The organism is Vibrio nitrifigilis (genome assembly GCF_015686695.1).
Classification (GTDB): Bacteria; Pseudomonadota; Gammaproteobacteria; order Enterobacterales; family Vibrionaceae; genus Vibrio; species Vibrio nitrifigilis.
In genome coordinates this window covers 898,202-925,148 of sequence record NZ_JADPMR010000001.1, presented here as the reverse complement: position 1 = coordinate 925,148, position 26,947 = coordinate 898,202, and the positions used below count along the sequence as shown (strand labels likewise).

The 26,947-nt window shown below is 42.0% G+C and carries 26 protein-coding genes; 9 read left to right on the top strand and 17 right to left on the bottom strand.

Annotated elements, in window-relative coordinates; translation table 11 throughout:
* Positions 1–197 precede the first annotated feature (197 nt).
* From I1A42_RS04190 to I1A42_RS04165, 6 genes are read right to left on the bottom strand one after another with little or no spacing between them, the layout of a single operon-like run.
* Positions 198–1,364, bottom strand: a complete 1,167-nt coding sequence (locus I1A42_RS04190) for a glutathionylspermidine synthase family protein (RefSeq protein ID WP_161155052.1) — start codon at positions 1,362–1,364, stop codon at positions 198–200.
* 27 nt (positions 1,365–1,391) lie between these two features.
* Positions 1,392–2,306 carry a DUF1190 domain-containing protein gene (locus I1A42_RS04185; RefSeq protein WP_196122748.1) on the bottom strand — a complete coding sequence of 305 codons (915 nt, stop codon included), beginning with the start codon at positions 2,304–2,306 and terminating at the stop codon, positions 1,392–1,394.
* A 10-nt stretch (positions 2,307–2,316) separates the two neighbouring features.
* A complete protein-coding gene (locus I1A42_RS04180) occupies positions 2,317–2,754 on the bottom strand; it encodes a DUF350 domain-containing protein (RefSeq protein ID WP_408063514.1) in 438 nt (145 codons plus the stop codon).
* The gene (locus I1A42_RS04175) at positions 2,755–3,408 is read right to left on the bottom strand and encodes a DUF2491 family protein (protein WP_196122747.1); all 654 of its coding nucleotides are present in this window, start codon (positions 3,406–3,408) and stop codon (positions 2,755–2,757) included.
* Positions 3,409–3,436: 28 nt separating this feature from the next.
* Positions 3,437–4,123 carry a PspA/IM30 family protein gene (locus tag I1A42_RS04170; RefSeq protein WP_196122746.1) on the bottom strand — a complete coding sequence of 229 codons (687 nt, stop codon included), beginning with the start codon at positions 4,121–4,123 and terminating at the stop codon, positions 3,437–3,439.
* Between the two features lie 17 nt (positions 4,124–4,140).
* Entirely contained in the window at positions 4,141–4,527 is a 387-nt protein-coding gene (locus I1A42_RS04165) for a DUF2170 family protein (RefSeq protein ID WP_161155044.1), read from the bottom strand.
* A 322-nt stretch (positions 4,528–4,849) separates the two neighbouring features.
* On the opposite strand from I1A42_RS04165, the gene I1A42_RS04160 reads away from it, so the two are divergent.
* Positions 4,850–5,908: a potassium channel family protein gene (locus I1A42_RS04160; RefSeq protein ID WP_196122745.1), complete on the top strand. Its 1,059-nt coding sequence runs from the start codon at positions 4,850–4,852 to the stop codon at positions 5,906–5,908.
* A gap of 235 nt (positions 5,909–6,143) precedes the next feature.
* Here I1A42_RS04160 and I1A42_RS04155 read toward each other — a convergent pair whose 3' ends face one another.
* Both I1A42_RS04155 and syd read right to left on the bottom strand, forming a co-directional pair.
* Positions 6,144–6,920, bottom strand: a complete 777-nt coding sequence (locus I1A42_RS04155) for a Zn-ribbon-containing protein (protein ID WP_161155038.1) — start codon at positions 6,918–6,920, stop codon at positions 6,144–6,146.
* A gap of 1 nt (position 6,921) precedes the next feature.
* Positions 6,922–7,467: a SecY-interacting protein gene (gene syd / locus I1A42_RS04150; RefSeq protein WP_230389333.1), complete on the bottom strand. Its 546-nt coding sequence runs from the start codon at positions 7,465–7,467 to the stop codon at positions 6,922–6,924.
* Positions 7,468–7,563: 96 nt separating this feature from the next.
* Here syd and queF point away from each other — a divergent pair, with 96 nt between their 5' ends.
* The 5 genes from queF (at position 7,564) to xni (ending at position 14,892) form a co-directional block, all read left to right on the top strand.
* On the top strand, positions 7,564–8,412 hold the full coding sequence (gene queF / locus I1A42_RS04145) for an NADPH-dependent 7-cyano-7-deazaguanine reductase QueF (protein WP_196122743.1): 849 nt from the start codon (positions 7,564–7,566) through the stop codon (positions 8,410–8,412).
* Positions 8,413–8,427: 15 nt separating this feature from the next.
* Positions 8,428–10,695, top strand: a complete 2,268-nt coding sequence (locus I1A42_RS04140; RefSeq protein WP_196122742.1) for a tetratricopeptide repeat protein — start codon at positions 8,428–8,430, stop codon at positions 10,693–10,695.
* Positions 10,696–10,987: 292 nt separating this feature from the next.
* Positions 10,988–12,286, top strand: a complete 1,299-nt coding sequence (locus tag I1A42_RS04135; RefSeq protein ID WP_196122741.1) for a GGDEF domain-containing protein — start codon at positions 10,988–10,990, stop codon at positions 12,284–12,286.
* A 372-nt stretch (positions 12,287–12,658) separates the two neighbouring features.
* Entirely contained in the window at positions 12,659–14,017 is a 1,359-nt protein-coding gene (gene ppnN, locus I1A42_RS04130) for a nucleotide 5'-monophosphate nucleosidase PpnN (protein ID WP_196122740.1), read from the top strand.
* Between the two features lie 89 nt (positions 14,018–14,106).
* Positions 14,107–14,892: a flap endonuclease Xni gene (gene xni, locus I1A42_RS04125; RefSeq protein WP_161155022.1), complete on the top strand. Its 786-nt coding sequence runs from the start codon at positions 14,107–14,109 to the stop codon at positions 14,890–14,892.
* Positions 14,893–14,956: 64 nt separating this feature from the next.
* On the opposite strand, the gene rlmM is transcribed toward xni, so the two are convergent.
* The 7 genes from rlmM to pomA all read right to left on the bottom strand — a co-directional run bounded on the left by rlmM (position 14,957) and on the right by pomA (position 21,864).
* Positions 14,957–16,048 carry a 23S rRNA (cytidine(2498)-2'-O)-methyltransferase RlmM gene (gene rlmM / locus I1A42_RS04120; protein WP_161155020.1) on the bottom strand — a complete coding sequence of 364 codons (1,092 nt, stop codon included), beginning with the start codon at positions 16,046–16,048 and terminating at the stop codon, positions 14,957–14,959.
* A complete protein-coding gene (locus I1A42_RS04115) occupies positions 16,045–16,446 on the bottom strand; it encodes a DUF423 domain-containing protein (RefSeq protein WP_196122739.1) in 402 nt (133 codons plus the stop codon). Before I1A42_RS04115 ends, rlmM begins: the two co-directional genes overlap by 4 nt.
* Entirely contained in the window at positions 16,436–17,062 is a 627-nt protein-coding gene (locus I1A42_RS04110) for an alpha/beta fold hydrolase (RefSeq protein WP_196122738.1), read from the bottom strand. The genes I1A42_RS04115 and I1A42_RS04110 overlap by 11 nt, the downstream gene beginning before the upstream one ends.
* Positions 17,055–17,963 carry a transcriptional regulator GcvA gene (locus I1A42_RS04105; RefSeq protein ID WP_161155014.1) on the bottom strand — a complete coding sequence of 303 codons (909 nt, stop codon included), beginning with the start codon at positions 17,961–17,963 and terminating at the stop codon, positions 17,055–17,057. The genes I1A42_RS04110 and I1A42_RS04105 overlap by 8 nt, the downstream gene beginning before the upstream one ends.
* Positions 17,964–18,418: 455 nt before the next feature.
* Entirely contained in the window at positions 18,419–19,867 is a 1,449-nt protein-coding gene (thiI, locus tag I1A42_RS04100) for a tRNA uracil 4-sulfurtransferase ThiI (protein ID WP_161155012.1), read from the bottom strand.
* 225 nt (positions 19,868–20,092) lie between these two features.
* Entirely contained in the window at positions 20,093–21,085 is a 993-nt protein-coding gene (locus I1A42_RS04095) for a flagellar motor protein MotB (protein WP_161155010.1), read from the bottom strand.
* Positions 21,086–21,099: 14 nt separating this feature from the next.
* Positions 21,100–21,864: a flagellar motor protein PomA gene (pomA, locus tag I1A42_RS04090; protein WP_161155008.1), complete on the bottom strand. Its 765-nt coding sequence runs from the start codon at positions 21,862–21,864 to the stop codon at positions 21,100–21,102.
* An 810-nt stretch (positions 21,865–22,674) separates the two neighbouring features.
* On the opposite strand from pomA, the gene xseB reads away from it, so the two are divergent.
* The 3 genes from xseB to dxs are packed head-to-tail and all read left to right on the top strand — an operon-like array spanning position 22,675 to position 25,708.
* Complete coding sequence (gene xseB, locus I1A42_RS04085; protein WP_161155147.1) at positions 22,675–22,917, top strand: exodeoxyribonuclease VII small subunit; 243 nt, start codon at positions 22,675–22,677, stop codon at positions 22,915–22,917.
* Positions 22,918–22,937: 20 nt separating this feature from the next.
* A complete protein-coding gene (ispA, locus tag I1A42_RS04080) occupies positions 22,938–23,822 on the top strand; it encodes a (2E,6E)-farnesyl diphosphate synthase (protein ID WP_161155006.1) in 885 nt (294 codons plus the stop codon).
* Between the two features lie 20 nt (positions 23,823–23,842).
* Positions 23,843–25,708 carry a 1-deoxy-D-xylulose-5-phosphate synthase gene (gene dxs / locus I1A42_RS04075; protein WP_196122737.1) on the top strand — a complete coding sequence of 622 codons (1,866 nt, stop codon included), beginning with the start codon at positions 23,843–23,845 and terminating at the stop codon, positions 25,706–25,708.
* Between the two features lie 144 nt (positions 25,709–25,852).
* Here the strand turns inward: dxs and truC are convergent, their stop codons facing one another.
* Both truC and I1A42_RS04065 read right to left on the bottom strand, forming a co-directional pair.
* Positions 25,853–26,578 carry a tRNA pseudouridine(65) synthase TruC gene (gene truC, locus I1A42_RS04070; RefSeq protein WP_196122736.1) on the bottom strand — a complete coding sequence of 242 codons (726 nt, stop codon included), beginning with the start codon at positions 26,576–26,578 and terminating at the stop codon, positions 25,853–25,855.
* The gene (locus I1A42_RS04065) at positions 26,578–26,892 is read right to left on the bottom strand and encodes a YqcC family protein (protein ID WP_196122735.1); all 315 of its coding nucleotides are present in this window, start codon (positions 26,890–26,892) and stop codon (positions 26,578–26,580) included. Before I1A42_RS04065 ends, truC begins: the two co-directional genes overlap by 1 nt.
* Positions 26,893–26,947: the final 55 nt, after the last annotated feature.

Below are 26,947 nucleotides of genomic sequence, written 5' to 3'. Positions count from 1 at the left end.
TTTCCAGATTTATTTCAGAATCGACCTGTCGTGGTAAACTGTTAGCACTTGCTAACCTTTTTTATTACCTAATTTATGTCTTTTAATATCCAAGTCATACCACGTTGATAGGGAATGGCCATTCCTTTTCGTGATTAAGCTTATCCAAACTCATTGATAAAACTCTGAATCCTGCATATTGGAAGTCATAGGCAATATTATCCAATAATGTGAGGAACAAATAATGAGGTATCCTTGGTGATACGTCCAATATCCTCACGAATCGTAATTCCAGCTGCTTTATCATCCACCAGCCAGCTGCCGATTAATACATGATGCTCATTAAACCTCGGTAACGAATGATAAGCCTGAACAATATAGCCTTCTTCACCATAAGGCCCAGCGACTTCCTCTACCATTTCATCGCCAAAATGAATCGAAACATTACTGCCCTCTCGACTAAATATCGGCTTTCGTACGTAATGAGTCATGTGTTTAGCTCTTGGGTCATCCTCAAAATACGCCTCAAGTAGGTTAGGATGATTAGGAAACATGTCCCACAATAACGGCAACAACGCCTTATTCGAAGTAATACACTTCCATAAAGGTTCAAACCACTGTACCTCAGCCGTATGTAGATACTGACTAAATTCCTCGCGTAACATAAATTCCCAAGGATAAAGTTTGAACATCGCATCAATCGATTTATCGTTTAAATCAGTAAAGTGCTGGCCACAAGTGCTAATGCCAATATCCTCAACATACACAAATGCAGTTTCTAAGCCAGCCTCCTCTGCACAATCTTGCAAGTACTGAACCGTACCCCGGTCCTCATCTGTATCTTTACAGCAACAAAAGTGCAGCACATTATCTTTTAGTTCTGTTTTAAACTGGCGAAAGCGCGCTACCAGTAGATCTTGCAACAAATTAAACTGGTCAGCATGGCGAGGCACTTCACCCCGATCAACTTTTTGCTCTAACCATACCCAACTAAATAAGCCAAGTTCGAATACCGACGTAGGTGTATCACTATTAAACTCCAACAACTTTGCTGGTGATTTTCCATCATAAGCAAAATCCAACCGGCTATACAAAGAAGGTTCGCGACGCTGCCATGAACGGCGAACTAAAGGCCACATCAATTCAGGAATTTGAAACTTACGGAGTAATTCATCGCTATTCACCACACGTTCAACCGCTTTCAAACTCATTTGATGAAGCTCTTCTGTTGGATCTTCAAGATCATTCTCAATCTGTTGTAAACTAAATTGATAGTAATGATCTTCAGTCCAATAAGGTTCGCCATCAATGGTATGAAAGCCAAAACCATACTGCCTAGCTGTTTCCTTCCAATCAAATCTTGGTGCGGTAGCAATTTGAAACATATTCAATTCCTCTCTTGCAAAGACCGATTACCCACCCCAAGATGAGCGACTTGACGATGTCGAGCCCCACCCACCACGAGAGCTGGTTGAATAACTAGATTTAGAAGAATAAGAAGAGCTCGACTTATAGCTGCTACTTGATTTCGAATAGTGAGAACTGGAACTGCTTCCTCCCCCCCAAGAAGATGAAGAGGACGTTGTGTAATAATCATTATCACGGTCACGATCGCGCTGACGATAACGATGATGATCGATAATTCGGCTAACTAAATAGCCCGCCGCAAATGTATTAAACATATTGCCAGTATGCTGATCATCTTTTTGTACGGACACCACATCTTGTTGACCGTTATAGCTGACCAGAACTTCTCCCAGTTTTACCGTAGGAAACCGTTTAAGGTAATCTTTTGGCAGTGCATATTTTAGTGATTTTGTATCTTGGTCTAACCCAATTGCATCACCATTAGCCAATACTAATTGCTTTGGTGCATCTTGCTGATATTCATTGACCTCAGAAAAAAGCGGCTGAGCATAAATATGTTCCCAGTAAGGAGAAAATCCAAAATATTCAGCGACCTCATCACTATCAATATGGGTATAAATAAAGGACGACATTTTAGGCATAAACCCTTTATCGTCAGCAGTCGCAATACAGTTTTTTACGCCATATTTTATTTCACAACTTTGTTGCTTATAAAATTTCTCCGCCGTGCGCTGTGCTTCTTTGACCGCTTTCTGATAAGCCGCTTCACATTCAGCAGCATTTACGGCTTTAGTATCTTTACAAGCTTGCTCATCATCAAAAATGGAGAACTTAGGCTTTTCAGGACCACACCCGGTAAGGGCAACCATAGCGACGGATGGAATGGCAAAATAGGCCAATTGCTTTTTCTTTGCAGGAAAGCTCGTCCTATGGCTGCGTTTAATTTTATGCTCTGTCATCACTATCTCCTTAATAACTCATACATGCTGAGTTCATCAAACCGATAGCAATAGAGACAGAAGCAACAATAGTTGCAGCCGCGACTTCATTAGATTCGATACGTTGAACCAATTTAGGCATCACAATCAGACGTAAAACAGTAAAACCTAAAATTTGAGCAACTAAAGCGACTAGCCCCCAAAGTGCAAAGTCGGTTAACCCCACAGAGTTACTTGCCGCCCCCGCAATAGCAATTGAATAACCAATAATTGCGCCACCGAGTGCAATTCCGGCTGCAATATTTTTGTTATCTTTAATGAGTTTCCACTCATCGTATGGAGTAACAAATAGATAAATAACTTTAAAAACCACTAAAAATAGAATTGATAGAGCGAAATAAGCACCAAAATTTGTTAAGCCATGAATAAATGTATCCATTGCCATTTTCTCACTTGCTAGTTCAATCATTTAAGCCACCGCTTTAAAATCTGTTTGTTTTAATTGAATACCTGTTGAACGTACGAAAGACCGTTCAAAATTTTTATTAATGAGCCTTTCTTCTGCCACGAGTAATAGTTCTTCATGTTGCCCATTAGCTAAAGGTCTTGAATAAAGCATGGCGAACTGATCAGTCGTATTTAAATCAGCACTTTGCCTATATGTCGTTTCCTTCATAAATACCGGCCTTGTATCTTGCCAATATTTATTAAACGTCTCACCATCTAATTGAGCCGATGTATTTATAAGTTCTTGTTGTAATAATTCATTCCAAGCCGGTTCATAATCCACGACTTTCGTATCAAAAAAATACCATAAGCTAACTTCAATAACTCCAGCATCACTTTTACCTTCTTGTAGAATTTGAATATACCCTTCGTCATCAGTGTAATAACGAACTAAACGTGTATTTTCACCTAATTCTACGACTCCGACAGCCTGAATAAACTGAATGGTTGCAGCCCCCGTAAAGGTATAGAACTCTTCATTGAGTTTGAGCATTAAACTATCTAGCTCAATTGCACCACCAAGACGTAAGCCAAGTACCTCAGGGATACTTGCCTGTTGCTTGTCTTGTTTATCATCACCGGAGAAGAGACCAGATAAGGCTTTAAAAAAGCTCATCACAATACCTCAACTGTCAGATCATTGGTTACTTTTTACCGAGAATTCGCTCAAGTTCAGATTGCGCATCCAAACGTTCGCCATTGATACCGGCATCTGCCAGTTTCTTATCTAAATCTTGACCAGACTCAGCGTCATGTAGCTCTTCTTGAGCTTCCAATTCAGCTTGCTTCTGTGATTGTAATTCCTTGATTCTATTTAATGAATCCAGTGCTGTTGAGGTTTTTGAGGAGGCTCCATAAACGGAAGCATTTGTAGCGGCTTGGGCTTTTTGTACCTGACCCGTCGCTTTGACTAAATCCAACTGTTGTTCTAGTTGTTTCAATTTAGATTTGGACGATGATACGTTGGTACGAAGCTTATTTTCTGCTTGCAGAAAAACATCGAGCTGAGACTGCTCAACATCTTTTTCTTGGGTAAGTTCAACGACTCGCTGAGCACATTCAAGCGCAAGATCTTGGTGACCCTTTTCACTTGCTGACAAAGCATTTTGCTCATATTGAGTAATGCTTAATTGAATATCAGAAACTTTCTTCTCCGCTATTTTACGCTTAGCCATAATTGATACCAAACTTTCATCAGCATCACGAATAGCAGAACGAACTTCGCGAATTTCCTGTTCTAGAATACGTAATTGATTTGCATCTACTACTGATTCAGCAGCATCATTAATACCGCCTTTAAAGGCAGAAAATAATTTTTTAAATACAGACATTGTGGTTACCTTCTCAATTAAATTAAAAACTCTTCATACATACCGATCAGCTCAGCAACATTATTAAATAATGTTTCCACTTCAATCTGGACACTTTCTAATTTTGATTGGGAAGATAAAGTACCAAACGCTGAATAATACCATTCACTATCAACTTCAGATAAACCAACTGTTGTTAATGGAATAATTTTATGCGTTTGAAGGATATATGTGTTCAATGCAGTTTTATCGCTAACTTTACTCACTGGAAATAGTAGAGTTTCTACAACTATTTGACTACCAGACACTGCTAAGTAAGCAGTAATACCATCATGATTAGTAATAACTAAACATGAATCATTGTCGCTAATATTCCATGTTGGGTAAGCTTCAGACAAGCTACTCTTGATCAATTCGATATTCATTAATATCTCTCTTTTTAGCCGTTGACGTTAACGTGTGATAAATCACTTTTTAATATTTTTTTCGGATAATATTCGTTAACCGAAACTAAGGCAATTCTACGTCTAAAATTAAAAATGGCAGCAGGTAAAACCTAGAGGTGTGTTCCAAATAGTACACCATGTTGGGGATACTTCGATAAGGGAGTGGAGCCTCTTTTTCACTTTCATGTACACTTCGCTGCGTTGGCAAAGGTTCCCTAAATTTAGGTTATACGATAGCAATTGATACTCGATTAACCTCTGGGAGAGAAAAATAAAAACACCAAAAATAGGTGATAGATACATGCACATACTCAAACGCATATCGGTACTCGTTGCATTACATTTGCAGCGTGTTACATGGCTAGGAATATTGGTTACGACACTCTTTCACTATGGAATCTGCTGGTTAACATTCAATGCATTAGGAGAAAACGAGCTAACTCAAATACCTCGCTTTTTTTACTTTATGAATGTGACTGGCTCAACAGTTGGTTATGGTGATTACTCACCAATAACCACAGCAGGACAACAGTTTTTAGCTTGGTATCAAATGCCGGTTAGCATTGCATTATTTGGTGTAGTTCTTGCAAAAATATCAAGCCAAATTAGAGATTTTATTGAAAGGAATATAAAAGGTATGAAAGATTTCGCTCACTATCAACAACACGTGATTATCATCGGCTGGCATGTTCCTCACACCAAAACGCTCGTGGATTGCATTTTGGCAGATAAAAAACGCGAAAATGGCCGCATCATACTCGCTGTTGAAGATGAAACTATGCTCCACCCTTTACAAGAATATAAAGAAGTCGACTTTGCTGTCGTGAGCAGTTTTGCAGATAGTAGCGAGCAGCAGCGCTTAGCTTTAAATACAGCCAATCGAGTTATTATCTATGATCAAAATGATGAACGAACATTAACTACGGCGTTGAGTATAGCAAACCAAGTGAAAGACGAGTGCCACATTGTCGCTTACTTCAACGATGCAGCTAAAGCCGCTCTTTTGGATAAACACTACAAAAATATCGAATGTAGCACTAACCGAGCTGCAGAATTATTAGCACGTTCAATGCAAGACCCAGGTGCGTCACGTGTACTAAACCAGTTATTGAGCCCAAATATTGGCGCAACTCAATACACACTCAAAGTACCAGATATAGAACCTGTATCTGTTGCAGAGATTTCTCGCTACTTTAAAGAACACTATAATGCGATGCTCATTGCCATTGCTCACATGCAATCAGGTGATGATGTGGTGCTGAATCCAGCACCAGAAACTCTGGTTACCTCGGGAATGTATCTACATTATATTGCAAGTGAGCGCTTACATTCGAAGCAACTCGACTGGCAGTGTAGATAGCCTATACCCAAATGTTCTCAAGATGCAGGAGTGAGTGCATCATCAATACACCTAGGTCAAGCTCTATCACGGAAAGAATGGTCATCCCCTTTCAACATAGAATCACTCTATCCGCACATCTTTGCATTGAACAAGAGCGAATACATTCTCACTGAAATCGCATCTTGAGGTTACTTGGAAATAATGGGTTGGCTTCCAGCCAACCCATTTGCTCTTGTTCGCTCTTACTCGAACTCTATTTCAAATGATCCCAAGATATATTAGAAACAATCCGGCACTTGTCGCATTTGAAATGAAAAATGTCATGAAGCGGTTCATCAAGCAACCATTCCCCACCACATTTAGGGCAACGGCGTGATTTTTCTTCCGCTAAACTTTTGCCGCCGACACGATACTGATAGTAGTACGTTGGCACCTTAGTTAAATACTCAATGCGCCCACGAATATCCCAACCACGAATAAACAAGTCACTATCTACATCACAGATTTCATGCAGCGCAGCATGCTCTGCCTTGCAACTGCCCGCCATTTGGATTTCATCACACGCCTGCCATTCCGTTTGCCATTTCACAACAGACTTATGGTCACCATTAAACGTCGGCTTATTGCGGTAAAGAGGGATCGGCAATAAGTTTTCACCGCTACGCAATGGTGAACAAGTATGCACATAAGTGGTATATAGCACTTGCCAACTGGGAGCCATATTCTCAGCAGCTTGCTCTGAATTCATATCTCGGCCTAATAAACGAACTTTTGGTGCGAGTAAGCAAGCATCATTCAATCGTTCAAGGCAGACATGAACATAATCGGAGTGATTACGAGGATGTAAGCTCTCTTTTTCTGGGCAGACGACGCGAACAAAAAACTCCCCTTCCCCCATAACAACAGGAAATTCACGTCCAAGGATCTGGCCATTAAAGCGTAACGCTTCCATCAAGCCATTAATCGATTTTTCAACGGCACTAATGGTCGTGTTGTCAAAACACTCAAATTCAAGCTCTACTACATACATATCAATACACCACAGGATTTACTTGGGTCAAAAATTCCACCAGCGTTGGCGCTAATACTTGACGTTCTTTACTTCCCAACGTTTCTAAAATAACTTCACCACTTATATTACAGATTGAAACAACCTGCATTTCATCATCGGTCGTAGCAATAAATACCGTCGGTTTTTGTTTCAAACGCCTTTGCATGACTAAATGTCCAAGAATGTTTTCTTGTAACCGAATGAAATCGTCATCGCTCCATACTTGCAACAAAGTCAACGCGTTATTATTCCACTGAGCGGGGATATCTGCGCTATATTGACTTCCATAAAACAAAGCAATATCAGGATGTAACGTCAGCTCTATTGCCTCTTCTATATTAGAAAAATCAGCCTGAGAGTCGCGCACAACAGGTAACCAATACACGCTATGATCGGTGGTTTCTTCAATACAGGGAGAAGGTAAACCTACCAAATCATTATCTTGTGGTAAGTGGCCAGTTTGTTGTTGGCATAGCTCAACAAATCGTTGGCTCAACGAAAATAAAGCCGAATCTGCTGACGACATATTCTTCTCCATTGTTATTTGTCCTCTACTCGTTAATGACACACGCGCAGGGATTGCGTAAAATTCTCAGTATTCTAATCGAATTAACAGTAAAAAATGAGCAAATATTCAGATGCAAAAGAGTTAGCTGGTCTAACACTTGGGAAAAAAACCGCGTACGCGACTCAATACGATGTAACTCTATTACAACCCGTCCCGCGGAGTCTAAACCGTGATGATCTACATCTAGGTGAGGCTCTTCCATTTCAGGGATGTGATATTTGGACATTGTATGAGCTTTCTTGGTTAAACCAACGTGGACTGCCTCAAGTTGCGCTTGGGCACGTTGCTATTCCTGCTACTAGTGCGAATCTGATCGAATCTAAGTCGTTTAAGTTATATCTGAACAGCTTTAACCAAACTCGCTTTGCTGATTGGAACGAAGTACAAACCACTTTGATCAATGATTTATCAGCATGTGCCGGTGAAAACGTTACTGTTGAAATCATGCCTGTTGAACATTTTACCGCTCAACCTATCGCCACCATGCGCGGTGATTGCATCGATGAACAAGACATTGAGATCAACGATTATCAATTCGACACCTCATTGTTAGAAGGCGCAACATTAGCCGGTGATTCGGTTACCGAAACATTACATAGCCATTTATTGAAATCGAACTGCTTGATTACCAGTCAACCAGATTGGGGCAGTGTTGAAATAGAGTACACCGGCAAGCAAATAGACCGTGAAGCACTATTGCGTTACATTGTTTCTTTTCGTGAACATAACGAATTTCATGAGCAATGCGTAGAACGTATTTTCACCGATATCATGCGCTTCTGTCAGCCAAGCAAACTGACGGTATATGCTCGTTATACTCGTCGTGGAGGGCTGGATATCAACCCATTCCGCTCAACAGAAACGGCAACTCCCGCTAATACTCAACGTCTAGCTCGTCAATAAAGGACTGATTACATAATGACTTTTACTCGCTGGCAATCTTGTTTTACGTTGCTTCTGATATGGTTTTCTTGTGGAGCCTACGCGACCATTTATTCCGCGCCCTCTCTCAATGAAGCCGCAGGATTGATTGATATCAGTCCTGCTCAAGCAAAAAAGCTGACCAGCGAGTATTTGCAAAACCGCCGCTTAACCGATAAAGCAGAAAAAGCACCGAATACCATCGCAAGAGATGAAACTGATACACGAATCAGAACACCTGGGAGTACGGTTGACGCATTACAATTGCTCGCACAAGCGGAATTTAATTTAGGTAATACCCTCACAGCATACGACACACTCGATCATGCGGAAAAAATGACCCATGACTATCAACTTCCCTATCTGCATTTAGACGTCAAACTGTTGCAAGCAAAGCTGCATTGGCTCGATGATGAAAGTGCAGCAAATGCCAATGAACGAATTGATAAGATCGAGAAACAATTTAAACAGATCAAAAACTCTGACCAACTCGCCGCTGGTGTTAACTACAAACTGACTATGTTACGGGCAGAAGTCGCGTCTAAAGCTGACCAAACTTCCATTGCTGACAAATTATTTGATCAAGCAAAATCCTATTTAAACATTGCTAAATCCACACGTGTAAACATCGACTATCACCTATTAGTCGGCCAACATTACTTAAACCATGAAAGATACAATTTAGCGCTTTCCGAATTGTTAAAATCGTATTGGGATTCAATCGAAAGTGATTCGGGTGCAATGTTAGCCAAAACCAATGCGCTATTAGGGCGGCTATTTTTCGAACGACAAGTGCTCGATAAAGCGTTAGTTCACCTCTCTCAGGCAGCTGATTTCTATGGTAAATACGACAAATCACCGCTGTTAGCGAAAGTGCTGAAACGCATGGGAGACACCTACTTTCTGCAAAGTAAATTCAACCTTGCTTTAGTTCATTACTTCAATGTGATCGATCATGAAACCAGCAACAGTGATATTGCCGATGTCATCGAAACACGTCTATCCCTAGCCTCAACCTATTTGCAGTTGTACAACTACCCATTAGCCGACCAATATCTTAAACGTGCTGAAGAGCTCCTAAGTTATAGTGATATCCCACTATTAAAAGCAAAAGTAGCCTTGCTCAATGCCGGTCTGGCGTTTCATCAGAAACAAACTGATGATGTCATCAAATACGCGATTAAAGGGTTACAAATAAGCCGAGCATTGGGTAACAAAGCGCTGGAAGAACAAGCTTACCTTTTACTGTCTCAAGGCTATGAGCAATCAGAGCAATACGCACTCGCATTACAAAATATGAAATACCACAACCACTTATCTCAGTTAAGACAAGAAAAGCTTAACCGAATCAGTGAAGATGCATTTCGTCAGCAGAAAGAGTTCGTCGAGCAAACACTGCATATGGCAGGACAAGAACAGCAGCTGAAAAAACTGAAACAAGAATACAGTAAGTTCCAAAAAATAGCGTTTGGTCTCTTTATTACCTCTGCCCTGTTTTTCTTGTTACTACTGCGCCGCGGTTATGTCATTCAGCGCCAAAAAGATGAGATTGAGGAACTAAACAGCAACCTGTTTACCCATTCACGCTCGCGCTTACGTAACTTGCGCATGCTTAACGCTCGTTTGGCTACATCATTAGAGAAAAGCAGCCGCAGTTTTGAAGAGTGGCATATTGGTGAATTAATTAACGAACCGCTCAATGACCGGCTACGTTTTGTCATGATTGATATTCCGTTTATGCGCAATATGTATCTGCAACACGGATATATCGTCGGTTTAGAATTAGAACATGCTTTTGGCGCATTTTTAAAATCCAAACTCAATGATGATCAACGCATCTATCATTTTTCAGACTCGAACCTTCTTTATATTGAAACCAATACTGATCGCAACCGTCCACCAGAAGAGATGTTCGAGCAGTTTCAAGCATGGATAGATGAATTCGAACCTCATCGCCACTTAAATCGCAATATTCGGGTTGGTGTAGCTGATTACCCATTCTTACCACGAGCTTATACCGCCATTGATGATAAAGAGCTTTTAGATATTTTGCTGATGGCCACTGATCTGGCGCGCGGTTTAAGCCTCCTTGAAGATACGAGCCAATGGGTATATTTCAAAGCGATTGATAACGCACCCGCGGCAAGTTTTGCTTCGAATAATATTCGACGCTCCTGTAAGTATGCGATTAACCAAGGTTTGGTGAAAATTCAATCCTCTTACAAGAATGAAGAGACCTTAAGAAAATTACTTAAAGAAGGATAAATCGACAAAGCGTATATCGTACTAATAATGGAGATGTTCCTTGTCGTAAACCATTATTATTTGATATCATTACTTTTATGAATAGCGTTGTTTCTTTTCTTTTGATTTCAAGTTGATGCTTAGATAAGCCACCCATTAAGTCGGCTTACCCCACACATTTTCACCGAAAATCGTACGATCGTTAGATATTATTAAGTAAGCACAACGCCCATCTCATCCTCTTCTTTGCATACTTGCAGTCTTAACGTTGACTTGCAAGTATGCCGTTTGAACTGTTTCAGGAAACTTGGTCATGCAGTACAGCTCTACAACAGAGTCCCCTACTAAATTAGCGGTTCAGCTAAAGCGCAGTAGTGATTGTTTACTCCGAGTTCCTAACCTCCCAGAACGTATAAAACGTGACTTGCATAACTTGCTGAGTTTTGCGTCAACTCATCAAAGTTCAGATACAGAAAAAGCATGCCAGTTACTCAATCTTTATGACATTACAATTAAGATCCTAACCTCAAATCGTGAAAGCACTATCCAAGAAATAGTGGGATATGAGGCCAGTAGTGAACAGCTAAAGAGCCTGAATAAGGAGCTACAACATGTCATTACTGAACTGGATTTTGAAGGGGAATATGGCGATCTTTTAGTCGACATCCGTGCCAAATTGCTACTTGGTGTGAGTGCGAGCGCATTACTAGAACTCACACTTCAGGTACTTCAATTGGTGGTATTAGGTACCGAAAGTGAACGGAAAAGCTCGGAACGTTTTCTTGATCAAACGAATGAATCATTGCAGAAATTGCGCCACGGAACCGAACAAGTCGCACAGCAAAGCCAATCGGATCTGATACATCGACAAGCACTCAAAAAAAGTCTGAAAAGTGTCGTACACCGCAGTCAGCAATCATTAGTAAACGATAAAGACTTTTCATCTTTACAAACTCGTATGACTCCCTTGATAAGCGAGCTGGCCAGCCTAACCGATCAACTTGAGCAAGCCCAACGCAGAGAACAATTGTTAGTTGAACAAATTCAATATTCACAAAGACAAATAGAAGCGTTGAGTGATAGCACGCAAGAATATCGTCGTCGTCTAGCAGACCAAGCTCAACGACTGTTAATGGACCCGTTAACCAATACATTAAATCGCAATGCATTTAACGATCAGTTAGAAATTGAGTATCGCCGCTGGATTCGTAATCAACATAGCCTGCGTATTGCCTTAATCGACATTGATAATTTTAAACAGGTGAATGAACATTTTGGCTATAGTGCGGGTGATAAGGCATTAAAAATAATCACTCGTACCATCAATAAAGAGTTGAAACAAAACGATGTGTTAGCACGCTTCGGTGGAGAAGAATTTAGCCTAATTCTGCCCAATCATTCAGATAAAGAAGCACTTGTGTTGATACAAAAAATCCAACGTAACATCGCGTTATTACCATTTAAGTTTCGCGACCGTAGTTTACAAATCACAGTAAGCGTTGCATGTTCTGCATTCCAAGATGCTGACACTCCTGATATTTTGCTCGATCAACTCGGAAAATCATTAACAGAAATAAAGAACTTTGGCTCTAATCAATTAGCTTGGACATAAGAGACTCCTACTCTCAAATCACTTTGCACATTCAATGCTGGTTTTTTCGCATAACCCCGCCTAAACACACCGTGTACAAAAAACCAGCGATTTAGCAAGAATAACGTGCGCCCTCTCACATCCTGATAAATGAACGATTCCCGATCACTAAAAATGCACACTAGATTGTTAACTATACGAGCTAAGTGATTGAATAAGTGATATTCGCTATATTTAATCCACTTTCTAACCAACAAAGATTTAGGCGTAACCGACGGTCACATTTCTTTATTGGACATATTGAGCTTTAATTAACCGACCACTTCCATTTCTGAGCGCTCAAAGCGGCTAACACAGAAGTGGTTTTATTTTCCTCGTAGTAAGGAGGCCAGTATGATTACACAAGTCAGCCCTGCAGGCAGTATGGATTTGTTATCGCAGCTGGAAGTAGAACAACTTAAAAATACAGCGACTAGCGAACTGTACCAACTGTACCGTAATTGCAGCCTCGCTGTTCTTAATTCAGGTAGCCACACCGATAACTCAAAAGAGCTGCTTGATAAATATAAAAACTTCGACATCAACGTTATGCGCCGCGAACGAGGCATAAAACTAGAACTGGTTAACCCACCAGAACATGCTTTTGTTGATGGTCAAATCATTACCGGCATTCAAGAGCACCTTTTTTCTGTGCTACGCGATATTGTTTACGTCAATATGCAATTGCAAAGTGGTCCGAATGCCGATAATTCAGATACCACTTACCTCACTAACTTAGTCTTTGCCATTTTACGTAATGCAGGCGCACTGATTCCAGGCTTAACTCCAAATCTAGTGGTATGTTGGGGCGGACATTCTATTAACGACATTGAGTACCAGTACACTCGTGAAGTGGGCAACGAGCTCGGATTGCGCGAACTCAATGTTTGTACTGGTTGCGGCCCTGGTGCGATGGAAGGCCCGATGAAAGGCGCAGCTATCGGTCATGCAAAGCAGCGCTATGCCGACCAACGTTATATCGGCCTAACCGAACCATCAATTATTGCGGCTGAGCCACCAAACCCGATTGTGAATGAATTAATCATCATGCCAGATATTGAAAAACGTCTGGAAGCCTTTGTTCGCTTGGGCCATGGCATTATTATCTTCCCTGGGGGGCCGGGCACTGCTGAAGAGTTGCTCTACATCTTAGGTATAATGATGCATCCTGATAATTCAGAACAACCATTGCCTATCATACTGACAGGGCCGAAAGAGAGTGAAGCTTACTTCCGTTCTATCGATCAATTTGTTGGCGATACATTAGGCCAAGATGCCCAAAAACTGTATAAAATTGTAATTGGCGATCCCGCAGAAGCAGCTCGTATCATGAAAAAATCCATGCCTATGGTTCGTCAACATCGTAAAGATATGGAAGATGCATACAGCTTTAACTGGTCATTAAAGATCGCTCCTGAATTCCAAATGCCATTTGAACCGACCCATGAAAATATGGCCAATTTGGACTTGCACCTTAACCAGGCCCCGCAGGAGTTAGCCGCTAACTTACGGCGTGCATTTTCTGGCATTGTTGCAGGTAATGTTAAATCCGAAGGGATTGCCGAAATTGAACAACATGGCCCATTTGAAATCCATGGAGAACCATCATTAATGAAAAAAATGGATACATTACTCAAAGATTTTGTTGCGCAAAATCGTATGAAGCTTCCTGGAGGAAGTGCCTACGAACCCTGCTATAAAATCGTGCAATAATACCTGAGATGTCTAACCACTATCCCTGGTAGTAATTCCATTTAATATCATTACAATAAGGGCTTATCAGCCCTTATTGTTTATTTATTATGTCTATTCATCTGGTTATTATCGATGCTCTCAACCTTATTCGTCGCAATCACGCGGTCCAAACGGATCCGACGGATATTGCCCGCACAATCGATACCACCAGTAAAACACTCACTCGTATCATCAACGAATCAGATCCTACCCATATCATTGCGGTATTTGATCATCACTTACAAGATAGAGGTTGGCGCGCGGAACTCCTACCCGAGTATAAAGCAGGAAGAAAACCGATGCCTGAACCACTACAACAAGGACTGGAGTCCATTCAAGATGCATGGTGGGAATTAGGCGTTGATTCACTGCTTTCTAGCGGAGATGAGGCTGATGATCTGGTTGCGACACTAGCGACAAAAGTGGCTGCTCATCAAGAAAAAGTGACCATCATTTCTACCGATAAAGGTTACTGCCAAATTCTTTCTCCTACACTACAAATCAGAGATTACTTTCAGCAACGCTGGTTAGATGCCCCGTTTATTGCCGATGAATTTGGCGTTAAACCTGAGCAGCTTGCAGACTACTGGGGATTAACCGGGGTAAGCTCAAGCCAAGTACCTGGCGTACCGGGAATTGGTCCTAAAGCCGCCAAAGAGATCTTAACCCAATTTCCAGATATCGAAAGTGCCTATGCCAGTGAAGAACTCCCAAAAAAATATCGTAAAAAGTTGGATGAACATATAGAAATGGCACGTATTTGCCGTCAGGTTTCAAAGCTTAAAACCGATATCGAGCTTGGATTTAACCTGCAAGATATTCGTTTTAACCCAGCGGATAACGAACAAGCATAACCACCGAGTAGAAATAAAAAGAGCGCCTCAGTCACTGCGGCGCCCTTTCTTTATTCATTCTTAATTAGTGTGGCGAAATATTCGATAACACTTGTACCGCAACCGTAATCTCTTCACGATCATGGTAAAGATGTTTCGCTTGAAGACGGAATTTCACATCATTTTCTTTCAAGAAAACCTTCAAGTTCTCAATATCATCTAACACTTCGTCGTAACGACCTTTCATTGGCAACTTAAGGTTAAAGATAGCTTCTTTCGCCCAGCCAGAAATAAGCCATTCTCCCATTAACTGAGCAACTCGCGATGGCTTCTCGATCATGTCGCACACAATCCAAGTAACATTCTTACGCGGAGGTTCAAATTTAAACCCATCAACCATATGGTGATGAACTTGCCCTGTTTCCATCAAGCTATCGGCCATCATACCGTTATCAATCGCATGAACGAACATCGAACGTTTGACGAGTTGATAAGTCCATCCTCCCGGACAAGCACCTAAATCGACCGCCCACATACCGGGCGCCAAGCGCTCTTCCCATTCGTCACGAGGAATGAAAACATGAAATGCTTCTTCCAGTTTCAACGTTGAACGGCTAGGTGCATCCGCAGGGAACTTCAGACGCGGAATCCCCATAAAGAACTGCGAGTTATTTCCTGGATAAGAGAAACCGGCAAAGCAGTGACCAGGCGCAACAAAGCACACGTGCATAACTGGCTTTTTATTGCTTTCTGTTTTGTGCAATAAACCTTTACCACGCATCGCTTGACGAAGTGGCACAGTAAACTTGCGACAAAACTTCAATAACTCTTTGGCTTCATTCGTATCTGGTGTTTCGATACGAAGCTCACCACAACGCGGTAAAGACTCTACATCAGCCAGATCAGCTAACATAGGTGAGATACGGTCTTCTTTTGGTAGATCTTGCCACTCTGCCGCTACAGCAAACATTTGACGAGCAAAAATCAGCGCTTGGAAATCGATTTGGCGAATCAGCTTTTCAGCATCGCCATCTTGGTAGCACTCAAATAAAACAAAGCCGCTATTACTTTTTAACCGCGGGAAACCAAATACTTCCAACTGCGTCGCTTTATCTTGAATCTCTCCCGCACACTCTTTTTCAAAACCAGAGCGACAATAGAGCATGACTTGTTTCACGAATTCACCTCATTACTTTTTAGCGCTGCTACCACAAAGAATACCCAACCTAGAATAAACAGTAATCCGCCCAAAGGAGTAATCGGGCCAATCCACTTCACACCGGTTAAGGCAAGGGCATACAAACTACCACTAAAACAAAAGATGCCGATGATAAAGCAAATCGCCGCACGACTGAAATTTTTTTGCGCCGCGGCACTAAAGTTAGGCAATAACATCAGCACGCCTACCAGCAAAATCGCCGCTGCATGAATAAATTGGTAATGTACGCCCACTTGAAAAACTGCGTCCATTTTTGGGGTAACGATGCTCTTCAATCCGTGGGCAGCAAACGCCCCCAAAACAACGCCTAATCCTGAAAATATCCCACCAATCGCGAGTAAAGATTTAGCTTGCATCGTACACCTCAAAAATGAACTGACTTAATTTTTCTACAGCAAGTGCAATATTACCTTGCTCGGTAAAACCCGATGCTTTACGAGGTTTAAAGCTATGGTCACCATCAGGCAGAAACTCATAATGCACCTTATCGCTAAACGTAAAATCGGCGAACTCCTCACGTTTGCCAAAGGTATCTCGCTCACCTTGTAAAATAAGGCAAGGTTTAGTGATTGTCGCTAAATGTTCGCCTTTAAAATTTTCCGGCTTGCCCGGAGGATGAAAAGGAAACCCTAAACACGCAATTGCAGCAACCTTAGGATGTTCTGCCAGATGAGAGGCCATACGTCCTCCCATCGACTTACCACCTATGACCACCTTCTCATCGGCAAACTTATCAATCCAGTCTTCAAATGCAGCCAATAACTTTGGTGCACGATCTGGCGGACGTTTGTTTCCATCTTCAGCGCGTTTAATCATATATGGAAAATTGAACCGTAAGACACGAATGCCCTTATCGACTAATCCTAACGCAACATTTTCCATGAATTCGTGATTCATTCCTGCGCCAGCTCCATGAGCAAATATAAACAGGGGAGCCTCTGGCTCACCATTCATTTGCCATTCATTACTCATCTAACATCTCCTCTTGCTCACTTCGGGCTTTTTTAATCATCCAGTCGCGAAAAGTCGCTACTCTCGCCATGTCGGCTTGTTTCTCATCACACACGACATAGAAAGCATTAGGGGTCATCAATATTTCATCAAATGGCGCAATCAAGCGACCGGCTTCCATCTCAGGCTGAGCCAATACGTTATTACCTAATGCAATGCCCTGACCGTGAGCTGCCGCCTGTAGCACCATAGTCGTGTGGCTAAAAATGGGGCCATGATTCACATTCACCCCTTCTAAGTGATTATCTTTCACAAACTGTTTCCAATAATGACGAGAGGTATCATGGAGCAAGGTATGATTAGCTAAATCTGCCAATTTATCCAATGGCTTATTACCAAGTAATAACGTGGGTGAACACAAAGGAATTAAATATTCTTGATACAAAAGATCCGAACGCAAGCCCGGCCAATTGCCACGTCCATAGTAAATGGCAACATCAACATCATCGGTTAATGAACCTTCATCTAAATCTACTGCCTTTATTCGAACATCAATATCTGGCTCCTGCTGGTTAAAATCCGATAGACGAGGAACCAACCACTGGATAGCAAAACTTGGTGGCAAACTGATAGTCAACGCCCCTTTTTCAGACCGCTCTAATAGCTTGTCCGTTGCTTCTGCGATAGAGGTAAAAATATCTTTAATATCCGAAAAATAACTTTGCCCTTCTTCTGTTAACAGCAAAGAGCGATTACGGCGGCGAAAGAGTTTTAAACCAAGGAATTCTTCCAACGCTTTAATTTGATGACTCACTGCCGCTTGAGTCACAAACAGCTCTTCTGCTGCGCGGGTAAAACTTAAATGTCGAGCGGCGGCTTCAAACACTTTGAGCGAATTCAGTGGCGGTAATCTTCTAGACATTAGCTTGCTCTATCATGGATTAGTTTTTCTTATCTGAAACATTATAAATTGTCCGTTGCTAACGAGCCAGAGAAAATCTATATTTCACCCCGCAACGAAAACCTGAACGGCTTGGTTCTTTTTGAATCAATTGGTTTTTGTTGCGATGTTGTGTTTGCAAACTCGAATTTCGAGTTAGGTAGTTTCTACCATCCAGTTTTGTACAGTTATCCCCTGTGCAGAACTTACTTCCTGTATTTATTTTTTGACCTGTCTGTCAAATTTATTTTCACCGCCTAACAGGGCGGTGTTTTTTTATCTAAATTTCAATAGATTAGATTAAAATCATCACAATAATCTATCAATCCATTATTGATAATTCACCTACTACATACCCTTTTACCGACATAAAAAAACGCCACTGCATAATGTCAGTGACGTTTGAATTTTTGTGATAGATGAATTATTTCTATCGATTAAGGGCGATACACCTTCACGTTTTCAAACCCTTGCTCTTTTAGATACAGCGCTTGTAAACGGCTCATGACACCACGGTGGCAATACAGCAAGTAAGTTTTAGACTGATCCAAATCACCAAACTTAGTCGACAGTTTGTAGAATGGGATATGGGTAACTTCAACACCCTCAATTTCTAGCGGCTGTTCATCTTCCTCATCAGGGCTACGAATATCAAGAACGACGGCTTGATCTTGCACGGCAGAAACTAATTCCACTTCTGGAGCAGCTTCTTCACTCTCTTTAGCAATATCACGAATATCCATCTGACGAGCGTCGTAAACCACTTGATCAAGAATACCGAAATCAAATTTCGCTTCTTCTTTCTCTAATTTCTCTTTCACCGCTTTTACAGTTGGTTTACGAGAAATCACGCCACAATATTCAGGCATGGTTTTCGCAAAATCTTCCGTGCCGATATCACGCGCTAGATTAATGATATCTTCTTTATCCCAGTTAATCAGTGGGCGAAGAATCAAAGAATCGGTTACGCCATCGATATGACGTAAGTTCGTTAAGGTTTGGCTCGATACCTGACCTAACGCTTCACCGGTCACTAAAGCTTGAATGCCGAACTTTTCAGCCACCATTCCAGCAGCACGCATGAACATGCGTTTTAGCACCACACCCATTTGGCCGTCATCGACTTTTTCCAAGATTTCAGCGACAACAGGTTCAAAGTCAATCGCAATAAAGCGCACTTTGGCAGATGAACCATATTTATTCCAAAGATAGTGTGCTACTTGCTTCACACCAATCTCGTGAGCAGGCCCACCTAAATTAAAGAAGCAGTAGTGAACTTTTGAACCGCGTTTAATATGTAAGTAGCTCGATACACCTGAGTCGAAACCACCCGAGATCAAACTTAATACATCTTCTTGCGTACCAAGAGGGAAGCCACCTAACCCTTTATGACGGGCATCAACTTGATTCAACAGCTCATCGCGAACTTCAATATTGATAGTCACATCTGGCTTTTTCAGTTTAACACTCGCACTTTCTACCGCTTGGTTTAAACCACCACCAACATAACGCTCAAGTTCAATGGAGGTAAAATCGTGCTTACCACGACGTTTAGCCCGTACCGCAAAGGTCTTATTTACGATTTTATCTTTGCTGTGCTCAAGAACCTGTTCGTAGATATTATGCAAATCGGTAAAAGTCGATTGTTTCACTTCAAGGATATGGTGAATGCCCGGAGTATGGGTCAAAATCTCCAATACTTCGTTGAAATATTCATCACTTTCAGCGGCCACTTCAATATGATCTCGACGGTTAAATACCGAAACAGACTCCGTTCTGCGCTTAACAATGATGCGAATATTGCTTTCTAGAATCTTAGTGAAACGCTTACGAACTGATTCACTTTTAACATAAATTTCTGGATGAGGCTTAACAATAAATTTCATAGGTGTATTCGCAATCTCAGTTAGACATCAGGTACGCAGAGTATTTCAGTAATCGAGGACTCAAGCGTCACCGCTAAGGGGGCGGGATTATACACGATCTCGAATAGCGTCAAAAGCTTTATGCCTAAATGGCTGTGATTAAGGCGCTTGAGTAAGTAAATTACTCACTAAAAATAACAAAGCGAGCCATAGCTCGCTTTGTATACAAGGGTTCAATAACCAGAATTATTGATTCGGTGTTGCTGGCGCATTTTGCCCAGCGCCCCCATCTCCGGGAATGGATGGCACTTCATCACTATATAGAGGTTCACCTTGCATAATGCTGATTTCAACCCGACGGTTTTCCGCACGATGTTCAGGTGTATCATTGGGAACCAATGGATCGGTATCGGCTAAACCACGAACTTGCAAGCGATCATGGTTAAAGCCTTTCACTTTTTCCATTTCCTGTGCCACTGAAACCGCGCGTTGAGCAGACAGATCCCATAGTGAACGATACAGTTCCGAATCTATCGGTTGGTTATCGGTATGCCCTGTAATTCGAATCTTACCCGGAACATCTTTGACTAACTCAGCAATTTGGCGAACCAATGGGCGGAATTTCGGCTGTAAAAATGCCGAGCTTGCAGGGAAAGCCCCTTTCTCTTTAATGCGGATAACAATTTGTTGGCCAAGATTTTCAACTTCAATGGCCCCTTCCGCGATTTCTCGCTGAAGTGCTTTACGAATCTTCTCAACGGTTGAATCAACATCTTCTTCCGACATCGCTTCAGATTGCTGTTGCTGTTGAACCGATTCCGTATTCTGGTTCATTTCCGTTGAAGTTTCAGGCGATTGTCCCCCATCGAGTTTACCTGCATCACGCTGACTACCACCAGCACGATCCGATTCACCTTCTTGGAACTCTAGGGTTTGCTGAGTGATATCGATGGTTTGCTGCATAATAACATCGATAGGTGTAGGTTCTGGACGACCTGGACGGAATTCTTGCGCAATGATACTGGTCCCTTTTGGGATATCTTTCACTTCCAGTTTATTTTGCACACCAAAGGCAAATTTCATTGAGCCAGCAATTTGCTTAAACTTCAGCACGTCCATTTCTGAGAACGAAAGGAGCAGTACGAAGAAGCACATCAGCAATGACATTAAGTCCGCAAATGTTCCCATCCATAAAGGTAAACCGGGGGGCGGACATTTACATTTTTCTTCGTCATCCATATCTACTTATTCCACTATTCGTTATCAACATCTAACACACGTTTACCTTCATTGAGGTAGTTTTTCAGGTAGCTATCAATAACTCGAGGATTTTGACCGTCTTGAATAGCCAGCACTCCATCCATAATCAAACGACGATTCAACGTTTCTTGATCACGACGTAATGCTAACTTATCCGCAATTGGGAAAAACACCATGTTAGACAACACAGCACCATACAGCGTGGTTAACAAGGCGACTGCCATCGCAGGGCCAATCGATTTAGGGTCGTCCATGTTAGATAGCATTGCCACCAAACCTACGAGTGTACCGATCATCCCCATTGCTGGCGTTACATCACCAAACGCGCGGAACACATTGCCGCCAGTTTCATGACGTTCAGTGGTCAGTGCAATATCTTTTTGCAGTGTGGCTCGAACGACATCGGCATCATGGCCATCGACAAGTAAATCAATCCCTTTTTGCATAAAAGAGTTGGTAATTTCCATTTCTTCAAGGGCAAGGAACCCCCCTTTACGAGCAGCATCGGCCATTTCAACCACTTTGGCGATTAAATCTTCAGGCTCATCTGCCTTAAACATGAAAGCTTTGCCCGCAATTTTTGCGGCACCAAAAAACTGCCCCATGGTAAATTTCATCATAACAACGAAGATAGACCCACCAACTACGATCAAAATCGAGGTGACGTCGACGAACATCATAATGCTGCCGCCCAAAATCATCGCCATTGTTACGAAAGCCAAGCCACCAATAAGGCCTATTAGCGTTGCTAAATCCACGAAGCACTCCTCATGCTACTGTTTATTCGCGTTTAAGTGTTTACTCAACGTTATCGGCAAGATTATCAAATCCTTGAGTTAATTATATATAGTGCAATGTAAAATGCAGATTTTCTCACCTTATCTACCCAAGTCAGCCCAAGAATTTGGGTTCAAAGAGAAAGTATTCACTCTGAGGTAAAAATCTGATTTGAAGACATCGTCATTCTATGTAAAAAATTAGCTACGCAGTATAGAAGCGCACCTTGATAACCGAAACATGCGATACGTTAAATTTAATATATACCCAAATAACCTCAAGATACTGTTTCAACGAGAATGTATTCGCTCTTAGTACAGTTCCATTCATGCCACATTACGATGCTCTTTAAGAAAACTATAGATAAATGAACCTGATGCCCGTGTTAATGATAAGGGTTTGTGAACACCGTTCAGTAATCTCATTTCTATCGTAAATTCACACACAGCATCGTACATATAAGATAAGCTGACAATTTAAGTATTAACGTTAAAGCTCAATAGATTAACCAATAAATCGTTGCATAACTACGCACCGGTGTCACCTGAAAACATGATAGAATGCTCTGCAACTCAATCAGATAGGTCACTCTTTAAACACTCTAACTAATTTTCGCTTACAAATATTGCAATTCACCATGTTGCATCATTATGTCTGTTAAACAACTTAGGCATTTTTTCACGTTAAGTGCTAACAGAGTTTGTTTATTTGTGACAAAATTATTTGGTTAAATTTGACCGTAGGTAATCCCTAAGGTAACTTTCGTGCATCTTTCTCAAGGTAAAATCATTATGGCGAGTAAAAAACCGGAAAATATGTCCTTTGAAGAAACCATAACCGAACTCGACACTCTGGTTGAGCAGCTAGAAAATGGTGAACTTCCTCTGGACGATGCTCTGAAAAAGTTTGAACGAGGCATCGCCCTCGCACGTTCAGGACAAACTAAACTTGATGAAGCAGAGCAACGTGTCAGTATTCTGCTTAGTAATAGTGATGAAGCACCACTGAGTGATTTTGCCGACTCGCAAGAATGATGATGGATGAAAAGAGCTCTATGAATGAGGCCTTAACCTCTTTACAGAAAAGAAACAATCAACAGCTTGATTTATGGTTAAACCATTTACCAGATCAGAACCAAAGCCTAATTCAGGCAATGCGTTATGGACTGCTTTTGGGAGGGAAACGTGCTCGCCCATTTTTGGTTTATATCACGGGTCAGATGCTCAATTGTGAGTTAGACGATCTCGATACACCAGCGTCAGCCATAGAGTGTATCCATGCTTACTCTCTGATTCATGATGATTTACCAGCAATGGACGATGACGAATTGCGTCGCGGCCAAGCCACTTGCCATATTAAGTTTGATGAAGCGACAGCCATTTTAACCGGAGATGCTCTGCAAACTCTGGCGTTCACCATTTTATCTGAAGGCGCTTTATCCCTAAATGGTGAAAAAAATCGAGTGAAAATGATTCAGGCCTTAGCTCAAGCGTCTGGTGCGCAAGGTATGTGCCTTGGCCAAGCACTGGATTTAGCGGCAGAGAATCGCTCGGTTGGTTTACAAGAATTGGAACATATCCACCGCAATAAAACTGGTGCGCTAATGCGTTGCGCTATTCGCCTTGGTGCGATGGCTGCTGGCGAAAAAGGTCTTGAGGTTCTCCCTCAACTTGATCGATATGCTGACGCAGTGGGACTTGCTTTCCAAGTTCAGGACGACATCCTCGACATTATTAGTGATACACAAACACTAGGAAAGCCACAAGGCTCAGATCAACAATTACATAAAAGCACTTACCCGGCTCTTTTAGGGCTCGAAGGTGCAATAGATAAAGCGCAAACTCTGTTGCAAGAAGCGCTTCAAGCATTAGAAGCAATTCCCTATGACACAGAGTATCTCGAAGCGTTCGCACGATACGTTATCGAGCGCAAAAACTAACACAATCAGCGCGCATAACTATGACTCTAGATATCTCTAAATATCCGACGTTAGCACTTGTTAACACTCCGGATGATTTACGTAGCCTGCCAAAGGAGGTTCTGCCTCAGTTGTGCGATGAGCTACGAACATTTTTGCTTAATTCAGTCAGTCAATCCAGTGGTCACTTGGCTTCCGGATTAGGTACCGTCGAATTAACCGTGGCACTTCACTATGTGTACGATACTCCTAATGATCAGTTAATTTGGGATGTTGGCCATCAAGCGTACCCGCATAAAATCTTGACTGGCCGTCGTGAACAGATGGGTACTATCCGCCAAAAAGGCGGTTTACATCCTTTCCCTTGGCGTGAAGAAAGCGAATACGATACGCTGTCAGTGGGTCACTCATCAACGTCTATCAGTGCTGCACTTGGTATGGCCGTTGCAGCAGAGAAAGAAGGTGAAGGACGTAAAGTTGTTAGCGTGATTGGTGATGGGGCGATTACGGCGGGTATGGCATTTGAAGCCATGAACCATGCCGGTGGTATCAACCCTGATATGCTAGTGATTTTGAACGACAACGAGATGTCGATCTCGGAAAACGTTGGCGCATTAAACAACCACCTTGCTCAATTGTTATCCGGTAACTTCTATACGTCTATTCGAGAAGGCGGTAAGAAGGTGCTTTCCGGAATTCCGCCAATCAAAGAGCTTGTTCGTCGCACCGAAGAACACCTTAAAGGTATGGTAGTACCGGGCACTTTATTTGAAGAGCTGGGATTTAACTATATTGGCCCTGTTGATGGTCACGATGTTCTAGAACTGATTAAAACCCTCAAAAATATGCGCGATTTGAAAGGCGCTCAGTTCCTGCATGTCATGACCAAAAAAGGGAAAGGTTACGAACCAGCCGAGAAAGATCCGATTGGTTATCACGGCGTCCCTAAATTTGACCCAAATACGGATAGCCTGCCGAAAAGTAAATCGACCCAGCCAACGTTTTCGAACATTTTTGGCGATTTCTTATGTGATATGGCAGCGCAAGATCCAAAACTGCTTGCTATTACACCAGCAATGCGCGAAGGCTCAGGGATGGTTCGTTTTTCCAAAGAATACCCAGAACAATACTTTGATGTGGCTATTGCAGAGCAGCATGCAGTGACGCTAGCGACAGGGATGGCTATTGGTGGTTATCACCCCATCGTTGCTATCTATTCGACGTTCTTGCAACGTGGCTATGATCAACTTATCCATGATGTTGCAATCATGAACTTACCGGTCATGTTTGCAATTGACCGCGCAGGCCTCGTGGGTGCAGACGGCCAAACCCACCAAGGTGCGTTCGATCTTAGCTTTATGCGCTGTATCCCTAATATGACCATCATGACTCCAGCAGACGAAAATGAATGTCGTCAGATGCTGTATACCGGTCATCAACATCAAGGTCCTTGTGCGGTGCGCTACCCTCGTGGCAGTGGTATGGGTGCAGAAATTGAGACTCAATTTACCGCTCTCGACATTGGTAAAGGCCGCATGGTGCGCAGTGGAGAAAAAGTGGCGATTCTTAACTTTGGTACCTTCTTACCAAGTGTTCTAGAAGCTGCAGAAACATTAAATGCGACCGTTGCTGATATGCGTTTTGTAAAACCATTAGATGAAGCATTAATTCGTCAATTAGCCGCTGAACATGATGTTTTGGTCACTGTAGAAGAAAATACTATCGCAGGCGGTGCCGGTGCTGGTGTGAACGAATTTCTGATGCAAGAGAAACTGCTAAAACCAGTACTAAACATTGGTTTACCGGATCGCTTCATTGCCCAGGGAACTCAGCAAGAGCTGCATGCAGAGTTAGACCTTGATGGCGCTGGTATCGAAAAATCCATTCGTGATTATCTAGCTAAATAGAACTTCGGTTGTATTGAATACAAAAAATGCTCAGCTAAGGCTGAGCATTTTTTATCTCTGTATCGATATCAATAGCGTATGAACTGACCTGTCATCGCTTATCAAGCGCTTCATCCTGCGGCCATTTTTGGGTATGTCCATCAGTTAACGGTGCGGATGCGTCCAGGAAAATTCACCAAACAATCGATGCCAAACCTCATCAAACTCAGCTCGTAACTCTATGATTTGTTTTGAATAAGGATGTTTGAAACTCATATGGCTAGCGTGTAATAGCAAGCGATGTGAATCATAATGATCACGATATAAGCGGTTATGCCGCCCTTCCCCATGGTTAGTATCACCGACAATCGGATGTCTAAGGTGGGCTAGGTGGCGACGCAATTGATGTTTACGACCAGTTTTAGGTTTGAGTTCAACCATTCCGTAGCGTGTCGTCGGGAAACGCCCAGTGGAGTGTGGAACCTCCACTTGTGCAATGGGCCGATAGTGAGTGATGGCTTCTTGCGGTTCTTTATCCTGCTTTGCCTTTTTATCAGCAATTTTATCCAGTTCTTCTTTCAAAGGATAATCAAGCACCCCTTCTTCTTTTAGCCAACCTCGAACGACCGCATGATAGGTTTTCTCAATATCGTGATTAGCAAACATTGGCATAACATCTCGCGCCACTTCACTCGATAAGGCAAACAGCAAAACCCCTGATGTTGGTCGGTCTAAACGATGAATAGGAAATACATGTTGACCAATTTGATCTCGCAATGTCTGCATCACAAATTGCGTCTCATGTTTATCTAACCATGAGCGATGTACTAGCATTCCTGCCGGTTTATTTACGGCAACAAAATGTTCATCTTGATAAATGATTTCTAACATTATTGCCCCACTTCATCGATACACATTAATACCCGTAGAATAGCTCGGTATTCATATTTACCAGACCACACCTGCTCAAAATACGGAGTAATAGCAAAACCACTCGGAACCTGATCGTGTTCTAACAAACGAAGCATTTGAGGAATAAAGATCCATTGTAACCACTCATGAGGCTCTAGCGTGTCTAGGGCAAATGGCTGTTCACTTTGTAGTGCCGCCATATTTGGTACTTGGGTTTGCCACAAGCCTATACGACGTAATTCATATTCCAGCTCTTCTAGCATGGTAACCAAACTTTCTACAGATCTACTCATTCCTGTCCTAAGGTGTTTGTTTTTCTATCGTGCCCGATAGTATTCAATTTACCTT